We start from the raw sequence: 13,110 nt of genomic DNA, 5'->3' as shown, positions 1-13,110 counted from the left end.
GAGCCGGGCCGCCGGAACGGTGGGCAAGACGCGGACGAGCCCCGGTCCTAGGCGGGAGAGGGAAGGAGGACCGGGGCTCGTCACCACGGTCGTTGCGAACCGTGGGGGTGATGATGCGCTTTCAATACCCGGGGGTCGGACGGCTCAGACATCCCGGCCGGGTGAAAATCGTCACACCCGATCCTGGCCGCCCCGAGGGGCGTTCGCGCCCCGTCGGAACGCGCCTGGCCCGAACGCGGTGAGGGGGTTCCCGGCCCTGAGACCGGGAACCCCCACCGGTGGTCGCCCCACCACCAGCACTTACAACGGCAGAACGGCCCATTCCGTTGACAGGTGATGTTGCCCATCGACGAACCGCCTCGACCGCGCGTTCCGGGGCGCCCGGACGGCGGGCGGTCCGGGGCGCCGAACGCCGGGCGGTCCGGGGCGCCGTGGCCGATCGGGCCTCGGCGCCGGAGCGGCGATGGTCTACAGTGCTGAAAGCTGTTCAGGAAGAGCGCCACGCTCGCCACCTTGGGGGGATATCCATGCAGTTGGGCACCGTCGTGTCTCGCAACCGACTGATCGCGGCCGCCGTCGCCTCGGTCGTCGTCCTGGGCGCGGCGGCCTGCGCTGCGCCGACCACCCCGACCGTGCCCACGGTGCCCGGCGGCTGGCTCGCCGCCGGCTGCATCGACGGCGCCGGCACCGACGGCAACGCCGCGCCGGACCTCAACTACAGCGGCACCGCGAACCAGGCCGGCAACGCCACGATCTCCGCCTTCCTCGTCGGCAGCCTGTTCTCCATCTCGGGCAACGGCACGTGCTCGGGCACGCCGGTCGGTGCGATCACGATCGTCCGCGGCGCCGATCAGGCCGCGGCCGACACGATCTGCTCGTCCCTCGGCCAGGGCACGGCGACCGCCTTCGCCGGCTCGCCGTGGGCGCTGCCGGCCGACGCCTGGTCCTGCTCCAACACGATCGTCCTCTGATCCAGGGCGCACCGCGCCGCAGACGGGACCATCCGGCTCGACGGGACCATCCGGGCAGACGGGACCATCCGGGCAGGCCCTGCCGCCCGGTCCGTATGATGCGGCGCCAATGGTGCAGGTGAGCAGCACGTCCTGGAGCCGTCGCGCCGCGCTCTGCGCGTTTGGCGGGCTGCTCGTGCTGTCCGCCGTCCTGTCGATCGCGACGGCGTCGGGCGCCGGCGCGCAGGAGCCCTCGGGCACCACGCCGACCACCGCTGCGCCGACCACGACGGCGCCCGGGCAGCCCGGCGCGCCGACCGGGACCGGCCCCAGCATCACGACGACGCTGACCGCCGGCACCGAGCAGGAGCCGCTCGAGGGCGTCACCGTGACCGTGTCGCAGGACGGCACCGAGGTCGGCCGGGCCACGTCCGACGCCGAGGGCAAGGTGCAGATCCCCGTCCCGGGCGCCGGCCGCTACGAGGTGGAGCTCGACGTCGACTCGCTCCCCGACGGGGTCGCGCTGGCCGAGGGCGCCAAGGCCACGCTGACCCCGGTGGTGCAGGCCACCGGCGCCCGCCCGGTCGTGTTCCGCCTGTCCGAGGCGGGCCAGGAGGCCGCCTCCGGGCCCTCCGACTTCGAGCGCCTCGCCAGCCTGACGGCGAGCGGCGTGCGCTTCGGCCTTGTGATCGCGCTCGCCGCCGTCGGCCTGTCGTTGATCTTCGGCACGACGGGCCTCACCAACTTCGCCCACGGCGAGCTGATCGCCTTCGGGGCCATCGCCACCTGGTACCTCAACGTCTCCGACGGCGGCCTGGGGCTGCCGCTGCTGCTGGCCGCGATCGGCGGCATCCTCCTGACCGGCGTGTTCGGCGCCAGCTTCGAGCTCGGCGTCTACCGGCCACTGCGGCGGCGGGGCATGCCCGTGGTGTCGCAGATGGTGGTCTCGATCGGCATGGCGTTCGCCCTGCGCTACCTCTTCAGCATCATCTTCGGCCAGGGCCCGCAGCAGTACGCCCAGTACGCGGCCCAGGCCCCCACCGTCGAGCTCGGCCCGATCTCGCTGCGGCCGAAGGACCTGGTGATCACCGCCGTCGCCTTCATCTGCCTGCTCGCCGTGGCGCTGTTCCTCCAGCGGGCCCGGCTCGGCACCGCCATCCGGGCCGTGTCCGACAACCGCGACCTGTCGATCGCGTCGGGCATCGACGACCAGCGGGTCATCCTCATGGTCTGGGTGATCGCCGGCCTCCTGGCCGGCCTGTCGGGGATCATGCTGGCCAGCACCGACTCCGCCGCGTGGAACATGGGCCAGCGCGTGCTGCTGGTGACCTTCGCGGCCGTCGTGCTCGGCGGTCTCGGCACGACGTTCGGCGCCATGGTCGGCGGGCTCGTCGTGGGCGTCGTCTCCGACGTCTCGACCTTCTGGCTCGACGCCGACCTCAAGATCGTGGTGGCGCTCGCCACCCTGGTCGTCGTCCTGCTCATCCGCCCCCAGGGCATCTTCGGCGTGAAGGCCCGGACGGCATGACGGGCGCGGCATGAGCGCGCCCGTGCTCGCGATCGACGTCGGCGCCGCCCTCGTCGACGGCCTCCGTGACATGGTGGCGGTGCCGAGCGTCGTCTACGCGCTCGGCGCCATCGGGCTGAACATCCAGTTCGGCTACGCCGGGCTGCTGAACTTCGGCGCGGTCGCCTCCGGGCTCGTCGGCGCCTACGGCGCGGCCATCAGCGTCGACCGCGGGCTCCCCCTCTGGGTCGGCGCCATCATCGGCCTCCTCGCCGCTGCGCTCCTCGGCCTCCTGCTCGGCCTGCCCACCCTGCGGCTCCGGGCCGACTACCTCGCCATCGCCACGATCTCGGCCGCCGAGATCATCCGGGTGGTCGTGAACTCCGCCCGGATGCAGGACATCACCGGCGGCCCGATCGGCCTGACCGGGATCGCCGAGGACTTCTTCTCGGTCAACCCCATCCCCGAGGGCCGCTACGGCTGGGGTTCGTTCAGCTTCAACCAGAACACGCTGTGGACAATCAGCGTGGGCTGGACCCTCGTCGCGCTCTGCTGCCTGCTCGTGTGGGGCCTGGCGCGCAGTCCGTGGGGCCGACTGCTCAAGGCCATCCGGGAGGACGAGGAGGCCGCCCGCTCGCTCGGCAAGCACGTCTTCAAGCTGAAGCTCCAGGCGTTCGTGCTGGGCAGCGTGATCGGCGGGCTCGCCGGCATCATCTTCATGTTCGACGGCGGGTTCGTGCAGCCCAACTTCTTCGTGTCGCAGACGACGTTCAACTGGTACCTCGTCGTGATCCTCGGCGGCGTCGCGACGGTGCTCGGCCCGCCGATCGGCGCGATCGTGTACTGGTTCGTGATCTCGTTGCTCAACAGCATCCTCACGCAGGCCATCGGCGACGGCTGGTGGTTCATCGACGGCACCGACACCGGCGCGGTCCGGTACGTGCTCGTGGGCCTGGCGATCGTGCTCCTGCTCGTCTTCCGCCCGCAGGGCCTGCTGGGCGACAAGTCCGAGGCGGTCATCGGTGAGTGACGTCGCGCCGCCCGAGGTCCCCGACGCGCCCGCGCCCGATGCGGCCGGTCCGATCCTCGTCGCCGACGACGTCCACCGGTCCTTCGGCGGCGTCCGGGCCGTCGACGTGGACCGCATGGTGGTCGAGCGCGGCAGCGTCGTGGCCCTGATCGGCCCGAACGGCGCCGGCAAGACCACGTTCTTCAACGTCCTCACCGGCTTCGAGCGGGCCGACGGCGGCTCGTGGCGGTTCGAGGGCCAGGACATGAGCGGCAAGCCGGCCTACGCCGTGGCCCGTGGCGGCATGGTCCGCACCTTCCAGACCGCCCGCGTCTTCCCCCGCCTCTCGGTGCTCGACAACATCCGGCTGGCGGCCAAGGACCAGAAGGGCGAGCACCTCCGCGCCGCGCTGCTCCCCTGGGTCTGGCGCAAGCAGGAGGAGGAGCTCGGCGAGCGCGCTGCGGAGCTCGGGCGCTGGGTCGGCCTCGGAGAGAAGCTCGACGACAAGGCCGGCACGCTCTCGGGCGGCCAGCGCAAGCTGCTCGAGCTGGCCCGGGGCGTGATGGCCGCCCCCCGCCTCCTCATGCTCGACGAGCCGATGGCCGGCGTGAACCCGGCGCTGCGCCAGCTGCTCCTCGACAAGATCCGTGAGCTGCCCGGCGAGGGCATCACCGTGCTCTTCGTCGAGCACGACATGGACGTGGTGTCCGCCATCTCCGACGTGGTCGTGTGCATGGCTGAGGGCCGCATCATCGCCACCGGCACCGCCGGCCAGGTCGCGTCCGACGAGCGGGTCATCGACGCCTACCTGGGCGGCTCCAGCGGCGACCTGCGCGACATGGAGGCCGAGATGATGCCGGCGGTCGAGCGGCTCTACTCCGGCACCGACGGCGACGCCCAGCCCGGTGCCGACGGTCAGCCCGGAGATGGCGGCGATCAGCCCCAGGATGACGACGATCAGGCGGACGGCCGCGAGGCGGGCTCGTGAGCACGCCCGGCGAGCCGCTCCTCGTCGCCCGTGACCTCGTCGCCGGGTACGTGCCCGGCGTCGACATCCTCCGGGGCGCGTCGGTCGAGGTCGCCCGCTCGGAGCTCGTCGGCATCATCGGTCCGAACGGCGCCGGCAAGTCGACGCTGATCAAGGCCGTGTTCGGCCTCGTGCCGGTGCGCTCGGGGACGATGACGATGGACGGCCAGGACATCGTCGGCGTGCGGGGCTTCGACCTGGTGTCGCGGGGCGTGGGCTACGTCCCGCAGGTCCAGAACGTGTTCGGGACGCTCACGGTCGAGGAGAACCTCCGCATGGGCGTGTTCCTGCGGCCCGACCGCTTCGACGCCCGCCGCGACGAGGTGCTCGACCTGTTCCCGGCGCTGCAGAGCCGGCGGGGCGACCGGGCCGACTCGCTGTCCGGCGGCCAGCGCCAGGTGCTCGCCATGGCCCGGGCGCTGATGATGGAGCCGAGCCTGCTCCTCCTCGACGAGCCGTCCGCCGGCCTCTCCCCCGCCATGCAGGACGAGGTGTTCGCCCGCATCTCGGCCATCAACCACGCCGGCGTGTCGGTGCTCATCGTCGAGCAGAACGCGCACAAGGCGCTGCGGATCTGCCACCGGGGCTATGTGCTCGACAACGGCGTCGACGCCTACACGGGCACCGGCGCCGAGCTGCTCGGCGACCCGAAGGTCATCGAGCTCTACCTGGGCTCGCTCGTCCGCAACCGCTGACGGCGCCATCCCCGGCGCCCGCCCCCACCACCGAACTTGTACGCGACGGTCACCCATGAGGGCGACGACGTACAAGTCCGACGGCGACCATCGAACTTGTACGTGGCGGTCGCCCATGGGGACGGTGGCGTACAAGTTCGGCGGAACGGCAGCCCCACTGAACTTGTACGTGACGGTCACCCATGAGGACGTCGGCGTACAAGTTCGGCGGAACGGCAGCACCATCGAACTTGTGCGTGGCGGTCGCCCATGGGGACGGTGGCGTACAAGTTCGGCGGTAGATCGGCGCCGGACGCGAGCCGGGGCCGGACGCGGGCGGGGCGCCCCCGCAGGGGCGCCCCGTCACGTCCACCCGTCGGGTGGGTCGCTCAGCTCACCTCGGCTCAGCCGATGGCGATCTGCGCCGCACCCTCGACGTTGGCCGACTTGCCGTCGGTGCCGTAGGCCCAGACGTCGTAGACGCCGGTGCCGGGCTCCATCTCGTTCCACTTCTCGAACATGCTCGACGCACCCCGGTAGTGGATGGTCTTGCCGTCCTCGAGGAGCTTCTTGCAGTCGGCGAAGTTGTTGCAGTCGTTGTCGCCCTCGAGGTTCGAGGCGAAGTTCTCCGCGATCGCCGTGCTGTCATCGCTCTTGGCCTTCACGGCCGCCAGCGCCATCAGGTTGGTGCAGTCCCAGTAGTAGGACGAGAAGATCGTGTCGATGCCCGTCGCCGCGAACTCGGCGGTGAAGGGGCTCTCGATGCCCTGCGGGGCGGCCGCCGGAGCGGTGCCCTTGATGCCGGCGATCTTCGACGGGTCCGACGGGTCGACCGTCTTGGCGAAGCTGGAGCTCTGCATGCCGTCAGCGGTGTAGATCGGGATCTGCGACGGGCCGGCGCCCTTGCCGATCATCGTGCTGATGACCTTGGCGCCGTCGTCGTTGAAGCCGATGACCGCCACCGCGTCGGGCGACGAGTCGAGGGCCTTCTGCACGTCGGCGTCGAAGTTCGAGGCCTCGGGGTTGTAGAGCACCGTCTCGGTGACCTCGGCGCCGCCGTCCTCGAGGGCGGTCTTGAGGGACTCGGAGAAGCCCTCGCCGTAGTCGTCGTTGCGGGCCAGGATCGCCACCTTGTTCTTGCCGTCACCGGTGATCAGCGTGGCCAGGGCCGGGCCCTGGAGGTCGTCGCCGGGTGCGGTGCGGAAGAAGTAGCCGTCGCCACCGCCGCTCAGGTTGGCGGCCGTCGTCGAGCCGGAGCAGGTGGGCACCTTGTCGGTCCCGATCGACTCCTGCAGCTTGGCGGCCACGTTCGAGGGCGCCGGGCCGATGATGGCGTCGACCTTGTCGGTGTTGACCAACTTGGCGTAGCTGGTGGCCGCGACGTTCGGGTTGGTGCCGTCGTCGGCCTGGACGACCACCACCGGCTTGCCGTTGACGCCGCCGGCGGCGTTGATGGAGGCGACCGCCATGTCCACCGGGGTTTGCAGCGATTTCACGATCGCGCTCAGGTCGCCGGTCTGGGGCACGAGGGTGCCGAGCTTGAGCTCGCCGTCCTTGTTCCCCCGGTCGCCGCCCTGTGAGGCGGCGGAAGTCGTCGTGGCATCGTCGCTCTTCTCGTCGTCGTCCCCACACGCCGAGGCGATGAGCCCCAGTGCGGCGACGGCGACGATGAGCACACGAGTGACGTTTCTGCGCATCGGCCCGTCTCTCCTCAGGTTCAAAAGGCCCCTGGCGCTGTGCCAGGCGTCCGTTCACCCTAGGTTCACCGGGCGCCGGAGTGCCGGATGTCTCCGCCCGCGCGGCCGAACGGTCGTTCGGGCGAGCGCGGCGGCGTGGCGCTCGGGCGAGCGCCGTCGCACGTCGCTCAGGCGACGCGCATGTTGCGCCGGCGGGGCCGGTACGCGGCCAGCCGGTCGGCGCCCCGCCAGACCTCGCGGTAGTACTCGCGGGCCTGCTCGCCGAGGTCGTGCGGCTCGGTGACCACCGACGCGCCGCCGCCGTTGGCGGAGGGCAGCCCGCCCACCTGGAGGATGCGGTCGCTGCCGACGACGCAGCGGTCCTGGATGTCCTCGGCGGCCGCGACCCGCAGCCGGAGCTTGTGCTCGCGGCGCCGCAGCGACTCGACCATGTCGGTCAGGTCGGCGAGCTCGTCGTCGTCGAGCCGGTCGCTGACCAGCACGCGGGTGACCGAGGTGTGCGCCGACAGGTACTCGAGCTCGCTGCGCCGGCAGTACGGGTCGACGAGCATCGGACGGTGCAGCGCGGCGACGCGGCCGACGATGCGGGCGAAGGCGAGCGGGTCGCTCGAGGTGAGGTCGGCGTCGAGCACCTCGAACGCCGGGAAGCCGTCGTCGAGGCCGAGGGCGTCGACGACCCGACGACCGAGGCCGGTCGGGGCGACGCCGGCGTCGCCGACCGGGTGCAGGAGGCCGCGGCGCAGGAGCGAGGCGATGGCACCCTCCTGGTACTCGGAGTCCTGGCCGACCAGGCCGGTGACCGTGGCGAGACCGGCGGGACGACGACCCTCGGCGAGCTCCGTCAGCTCCGTGCGGGTGGGCGCGTGGCCCACCTCGTGCAGACGGACGGCCCACAGCAGGACCCGGTGCGACTCCTCGTCGAGCAACTCCATGGGGCCAAACCTAGAGGCGTCGCGCGCGGAAGCGGCAACTCTCCTCGATGACGTTCACCACACGTCCACCGAGCCCTCAACTCCCGGCCGGAACGGCCGACGTGGGTGGGTCAGGCGGGTTCCAGGCCGACCAGGTGACCGGTCTCGTTGAACGAGCGGAGCGTCGGCGAACCGCCGGCGACGTCGATCCTCGTGATCGACGCCGGGTCGACCCGGCAGGTCCACGACACGTCGGCGCCCACCGCCCAGCTCACGGCCGCCTTGAGGGGCGACACGTGCGTCGCGATCACGACGCTGCCGTCGGTGGCGCGCGCCGCCCAGTCGCGGCAGGCCTCGGTCACGCGCTCGGACACCTCGTGGAGCGACTCCCCCGCCTCGGGCCGGAAGTGGGGATCGGCACGCCACGCCGACCAGGTCTCTGGTGCGACGTCCGCGAGCGGGACGCCGTCCCACTCCCCGTAGTCGACCTCGATGAACCGCTCGTCCACGTGCACCGGGAGGCCGAGCGCCTCGGCCGTCTCGACGGTCCGGCGCAGCGGGCTCGACACCACGGCTGCGATCGGTCCGCTCGACGCCAGCACCGCGGCGGCCAGGGCCTCGGCCTGGCGGCGCCCGAGGGGGTCGAGGTCGACGTCGAGCCGACCGAGCAGCAGCCCGGCGGCGTTGGCGGCGGTCCGGCCGTGGCGGACGACGACGAGAGAGCTCACGACCGCCGGCCCCCGGCGCCCATCACGGCGCGGTCCAGCTGCCCCGTCCGGAGGAAGCGGCTGCGCCGATCGGGGTCGTCGAGCCCGAAGCGGCGCCACGCCCACACGCCGACGGCGATGCCGGCGAGCTCCATGACGACCGTCCACAGCCCTCGGCTGAGCTCCGGTGCGGACCCGTCGGTGAAGTCGAGGCCGAGGAACGGCCACCAGAACGTGGCGGTCAGCGTGAACGCGAGGTCGAGCACGAGGTGCATGTACATGCCGATCGGCAGGCCGAGCCAGCGCCGGCGGAGCAGGCGGCGCCGCATCGTCGTCGCCATCACGATCGCGAGCACGAGCGTCGGCGCGACGAGCGAGTGGAGCGGCCCGGCGCCGAACGGCACCTCGACCACCGGGATCACGGCGCCGAGGGCGACGAGCCGGTAGTCGATCGCCGGGCTCTGGAACACGGCCCAGGTGACGACCACGCTCAGGACCGCGAACCAGATGAACACTGCGAGGGCCTCGGTGCGGCGGTCAGCGGACGAGGATCCGCCCGCACTCCGGGCAGGTCACCACGGCGTCGTCGGCGGCCTTGCGCACCGCCTCGAGCTCGGCCGACGGGATCTCGAGGTGGCAGCCCTCGCAGCGGTTCCCGACGAGGCGTGCCGCCCCGATCCCGCCCATGCGCGATCGCGTGGCCTCGTACGCCTCGAGGACGTCGGCAGGCACGTTCGCCGCGGCCTGCTCGCGCTCGGACGCGATGACGGCGGCCTCGGCGTCGATCTCGCCCCGGGCCGACTCGACCTCGGCGGTCAGCGCGGCGATCCGCTCGTCGGCCTGCGCGACCTCGGCGGCCAGCGCCGACACCTCGGCGTCGATCGGTTCGGCTGCCTCCATGACCTCGAGCGCCTGGTCCTCGATGTCGGCCTGGCGCGCCTTGAGCTGCCGGTGGTCCTCCTGGAACGCCTCGAGCTCCTTGTGGGCGACGACGGAGCCGTCGTAGAGCTTGCGGTCGATCTCGGCGGCCTTGTCCTCGACGAGCGCCGCCTCGTCCTCGAGGCCCTTCTGGCGCTGGCGCAGCTCGTGCAGGCGCCCCCTCGCGACGTCGGCCCGCTGCTCGACCTCGGCGCGGGTCGCCGCCTCCTGGGCGAGGGTCGCCAGCTGGGGCAGCGCGTCGCGGCGGTGCCGGAGCTGGTCGGCCCGGGTGTCGAGCGTCTGCACGTCGATCAGCGCGTCGAGCGATCCCACGGCCGAGAACCTACCGCCCCGGTCCGAGGTCAGCCGCCGCCGTCGTCGCCCCCGCCGTCACCACCGCCGTTGCCGCCGCCCTGGCCCCCGCCGTTGCCGCCGGTGCCACCACCGTTGCCGCCCGTCCCGCCGCCACCCGTGCCGCCGCCGGCGGGCGGCGTCGTCGATTTGGTGCCCGAGGACGGCGTCGTGGACTTCGTCGTGCCGGACGACTTCGACCTCGTGGAACCCGACGACTTGGACGACGACGACGAGGACGAGCCGCTGCCGTACTTCGAGGAGCTCTTCCACGGGTCCGGCACCGACTTGGCCTTGGGGACCCGGTCGGGCTCGGCGAACGGGATGACCGGCGCCCCGTCGAGCACGTCGGACATGAAGGCGTGCCAGACCCGTGCCGCGGTCGCACCGCCCTGGACCCGGCCGCCCTTCATGTTCGTGTTGGCCGCGGGGTTGCCGATCCACACCGCCGTCGAGAGCTGCGGCGTGAAGCCGACGAACCAGACGTCGGTGTTCTTGCCGCCCTCGACCTCGGTGGTGCCGGTCTTGCCGGCGGCGGGTCGGCGCTGCGGCAGCGAGCCGGCCGAGTACGTCCCGTTCGTCACGACCTTCTCCATGCCGATGATGGCCTGGCGGGCCACGTCGACCGGCACGACCTGCTCGTCGCGCGGCGCCGCCTCGAACAGCACCTTGCCGGTGCGGTCCTCGACCTTGGCCACGAAGTGGGCGTCGTTGCGGCGGCCGTCGTTGGCGATCGTGCCGTAGGCGAGCGCCATGTCGAGCGGCTTGACCAGCGCGTCGCAGCCGATCGTGAAGCACGCCGGCTCGATGTGGTTGGGGTCGAGCGACGACTCGGTGAGGCCGAGCTTGACCGCCGTGTCCTTGACGGCGTCGAAGCCCACCGCGCCCTGGAGGCGCATGAAGGCGCAGTTGTTCGACTGCGCCAGCGCCCGGCCGAGGTCGACCATGCCGTGCGACGGGCAGTCGTCCGGGTACGGACCCGACTCCTTGATGCCCCACAGCTTCTTCATGCTCTCGGGGGCGTAGGCACCCGACACGGTGCTGTTGATGCTGTAGCCCGCCTCGAGCGCGGCGACGAGCGTGAAGACCTTGAACGACGAACCGGAGGACCGGCCGCCGGTCGGCGCCGCGGTCTCGACGAGGCCCTTGTCGGGGACGGTGGCCTCGCCGACGACGGCCCGTACCGCGCCCGTGCCGGGCTCGACGGCGGCCAGCGCCACCGAGGTCTCGGGGTTGGCGGCCTTGAGCGGGTTGCTGGCGGCCGCGGCCTCGGCCGCCTGCTGCATGGCCGGGTCGATCGTCGTCGTGATCTTCAGGCCGCCGTTGAAGATGAGGTAGCGGCGCAGCTCCTGGGTGGGTGCGAGCCAGGTGGCGTTGAGCAGCTCGTCGCGCACCTTCCGCTCGACGTAGGACAGCGACTCCGTCGTGGTGGCGACCGGTCGGCCGAACGCCTCGGTCGGCAGCGGGCTGGCGGCGATCATGGCCGCCTCCTGCTCGTTGACCAGTCCCTGCTCCTGCATCCGCTTGAGCACCACGAGGCGGCGCTCCTTGGCCACCTTCGGGAAGCGGATCGGGTCGTAGCCGTTCGGGTTCCGGATCAGCGAGGCGAGCACCGCCGCCTCGGCGTAGTTGATCTCCGAGGCCGGCTTGTTGAAGTAGGTCTGCGCGCCGGCCTGCATGCCGTAGGCGCCGCGCCCGAGGTACACGGTGTTGAGGTACTGCTCGAGGATCTGGTCCTTGCAGACCTTCTTGGCCACGCCCTCGCACAGCTGCTGCTCCAGCTGCACCGCCAGCGAGGCCTCCTTCATCTTCCGGGTGATGTTCCGCTCGTCGCCGACGAGCGAGATCTTCACGAGCTGCTGCGTGATCGTCGAGCCGCCCTGCGAGATCGTGCCGGCGTCGCTGTTGGCCCGGAACGCCCGGAGGATCGACTTCGCCGACACCCCGTCGTGCTCGTAGAAGTCGGCGTCCTCGACCGCGAGGACGGTCTTCTGCAGCTCGGGGGAGATCTGGTCGAGCGAGACGACGTCGCGGTTCTCGCTGCCGGCGAGCGTGCCGTACGGCTGGCCGCTCACCGTGATGATCTGCGACGCCTCCGGCAGGGACGGCAGGGCGAGCTTCGAGAGCGGCTGGAACGAGGCGGCCTCGGGGAGCTTGCCGATCTCGGGCAGGAGCGCCGAGCCGATGAGCGCCATCGCGGTGACGCCGAGGACGACGATCGCGAGGAAGCGGAGGAGGAGTCGGGTGGGTCGGCTCATTGGGCAGCGGCACGCGGTCGACGGTGCCGCCCAACGGTACCGGTGTCCGACGGTGCCGCCGGGTCACCGCCGGCCGCTCCCGGGACCGGCTCCCGAGCGCTTCCTCAGCCGCCGGCTCGGCCGGTCAACCCGGGAGCACCCGGGTAGCGTGCCGCAGATGGCACACCCCTTCCGGTTCGGAGTCCAGTACAGCAAGCCCATCGAGGGCACGACCTGGCAGGAGACCGCGCGGCGGACCGAGGAGCTCGGCTACTCGACGCTGTTCGTGCCCGACCACTTCGGCGACCAGCTGGCACCGATCACGGCCCTGTCGGTCGCCGCCGAGGCCACCTCGACGCTCAACGTCGGAGCGCTGGTGTTCGACAACGACTACCGGCACCCGGTCACGCTGGCCACCGAGATGGCCACGCTCGACCTGCTGAGCTCGGGTCGCGTCGAGCTCGGGCTGGGCGCCGGGTGGATGCGCACCGACTACGAGCAGTCGGGCATCGCGTACGACGAGCCGAAGGTCCGCGTCGACCGCTTCGAGGAGGGCCTGGCCGTCATCGAGGGCATGTTCGGCGACGGCCCCTTCGACTTCTCCGGCGAGCACTACACGATCACCGGCCTCGACGGGCTGCCCAAGCCGCACACGCCCGGCGGGCCGAAGCTGCTCATCGGCGGCGGCGGCAAGCGCGTGCTGAGCATCGCGGCGCGCACCGCCGACATCGTCGGCGTGAACCCCAACCTCCGCTCGGGCGAGATCAACGCCGACACCGCCCTCGACGCGATGGCGTCCGCCGTGGACCGCAAGCTCGAGTGGGTGCGCGAGGCGGCCGGCGACCGGTTCGACGACATCGAGCTCAACCAGCTGAGCTTCGCCGCCACGCTCACCGACGACACCGCGTCGTTCGCCGACTTCCTGGCGCAGCTGTTCGGCGCCCCCGCCGAGGAGGTGCTCGAGGCCCCGACCGTGGTCGCCGGCTCGCTGCCCGAGGTCGTCGACCGCCTGCACGCCCGCCGCGAGCGGTGGGGCTTCAGCTACTACGTGTTCCAGGCCGACGCCGGCGAGGTCATGGCCCCGCTCGTCGCCGAGCTGGCCGGGCGCTGATCGGCCGTCGG

The 13,110-nt window shown here is 71.9% G+C and carries 12 protein-coding genes; 6 read left to right on the top strand and 6 right to left on the bottom strand.

The genetic code is table 11. The features are described from left to right. The first annotated feature begins 545 nt into the window (after positions 1-545). The 5 genes from LH044_RS21685 (at position 546) to LH044_RS21665 (ending at position 5,188) form a co-directional block, all read left to right on the top strand. Positions 546-971 (top strand): hypothetical protein, encoded by a 426-nt coding sequence (locus tag LH044_RS21685; RefSeq protein ID WP_227757722.1) that lies wholly within the window; start codon positions 546-548, stop codon positions 969-971. 118 nt (positions 972-1,089) lie between these two features. Beyond that, positions 1,090-2,478, top strand: coding sequence for a branched-chain amino acid ABC transporter permease (locus tag LH044_RS21680; RefSeq protein ID WP_227757721.1), 1,389 nt, complete (start codon positions 1,090-1,092; stop codon positions 2,476-2,478). A 31-nt stretch (positions 2,479-2,509) separates the two neighbouring features. Further along, entirely contained in the window at positions 2,510-3,487 is a 978-nt protein-coding gene (locus LH044_RS21675; protein ID WP_374210651.1) for a branched-chain amino acid ABC transporter permease, read from the top strand. Further along, entirely contained in the window at positions 3,480-4,454 is a 975-nt protein-coding gene (locus LH044_RS21670; protein ID WP_227757719.1) for an ABC transporter ATP-binding protein, read from the top strand. Before LH044_RS21675 ends, LH044_RS21670 begins: the two co-directional genes overlap by 8 nt. After that, the gene (locus tag LH044_RS21665; RefSeq protein ID WP_227757718.1) at positions 4,451-5,188 is read left to right on the top strand and encodes an ABC transporter ATP-binding protein; all 738 of its coding nucleotides are present in this window, start codon (positions 4,451-4,453) and stop codon (positions 5,186-5,188) included. The genes LH044_RS21670 and LH044_RS21665 overlap by 4 nt, the downstream gene beginning before the upstream one ends. Positions 5,189-5,571: 383 nt before the next feature. Here the strand turns inward: LH044_RS21665 and LH044_RS21660 are convergent, their stop codons facing one another. The 6 genes from LH044_RS21660 to LH044_RS21635 all read right to left on the bottom strand — a co-directional run bounded on the left by LH044_RS21660 (position 5,572) and on the right by LH044_RS21635 (position 12,009). Beyond that, complete coding sequence (locus LH044_RS21660) at positions 5,572-6,864, bottom strand: ABC transporter substrate-binding protein (RefSeq protein WP_227757717.1); 1,293 nt, start codon at positions 6,862-6,864, stop codon at positions 5,572-5,574. Between the two features lie 167 nt (positions 6,865-7,031). Beyond that, the gene (locus LH044_RS21655) at positions 7,032-7,796 is read right to left on the bottom strand and encodes a hypothetical protein (protein WP_227757716.1); all 765 of its coding nucleotides are present in this window, start codon (positions 7,794-7,796) and stop codon (positions 7,032-7,034) included. A gap of 110 nt (positions 7,797-7,906) precedes the next feature. After that, entirely contained in the window at positions 7,907-8,503 is a 597-nt protein-coding gene (locus tag LH044_RS21650) for a histidine phosphatase family protein (protein WP_227757715.1), read from the bottom strand. Continuing rightward, positions 8,500-8,997 carry a hypothetical protein gene (locus LH044_RS21645; protein WP_227757714.1) on the bottom strand — a complete coding sequence of 166 codons (498 nt, stop codon included), beginning with the start codon at positions 8,995-8,997 and terminating at the stop codon, positions 8,500-8,502. Before LH044_RS21645 ends, LH044_RS21650 begins: the two co-directional genes overlap by 4 nt. 22 nt (positions 8,998-9,019) lie before the next feature. Beyond that, positions 9,020-9,733 (bottom strand): zinc ribbon domain-containing protein, encoded by a 714-nt coding sequence (locus LH044_RS21640; protein ID WP_227757713.1) that lies wholly within the window; start codon positions 9,731-9,733, stop codon positions 9,020-9,022. Positions 9,734-9,762: 29 nt separating this feature from the next. Further along, positions 9,763-12,009 (bottom strand): transglycosylase domain-containing protein, encoded by a 2,247-nt coding sequence (locus LH044_RS21635; protein WP_227757712.1) that lies wholly within the window; start codon positions 12,007-12,009, stop codon positions 9,763-9,765. Positions 12,010-12,166: 157 nt separating this feature from the next. Here LH044_RS21635 and LH044_RS21630 point away from each other — a divergent pair, with 157 nt between their 5' ends. Continuing rightward, the gene (locus LH044_RS21630; RefSeq protein WP_227757711.1) at positions 12,167-13,099 is read left to right on the top strand and encodes a TIGR03621 family F420-dependent LLM class oxidoreductase; all 933 of its coding nucleotides are present in this window, start codon (positions 12,167-12,169) and stop codon (positions 13,097-13,099) included. Positions 13,100-13,110 lie beyond the last annotated feature (11 nt).

This window comes from Dermatobacter hominis (genome assembly GCF_020715685.1).
Classification (GTDB): Bacteria; Actinomycetota; Acidimicrobiia; order Acidimicrobiales; family Microtrichaceae; genus Dermatobacter; species Dermatobacter hominis.
The sequence above is the reverse complement of the archived record's forward strand: the minus strand, read 5'-3'. Positions and strand labels throughout refer to the sequence as shown.

Bases quoted from the DNA above. Each gene is read 5' to 3' on its own strand.
- LH044_RS21630 (WP_227757711.1), top strand. From the start codon at position 12,167: ATGGCACACCCCTTCCGGTTCGGAGTCCAGTACAGCAAGCCCATCGAG.
- LH044_RS21660 (WP_227757717.1), bottom strand. From the start codon at position 6,864: ATGCGCAGAAACGTCACTCGTGTGCTCATCGTCGCCGTCGCCGCACTG.
- LH044_RS21655 (WP_227757716.1), bottom strand. From the start codon at position 7,796: ATGGAGTTGCTCGACGAGGAGTCGCACCGGGTCCTGCTGTGGGCCGTC.
- LH044_RS21635 (WP_227757712.1), bottom strand. From the start codon at position 12,009: ATGAGCCGACCCACCCGACTCCTCCTCCGCTTCCTCGCGATCGTCGTC.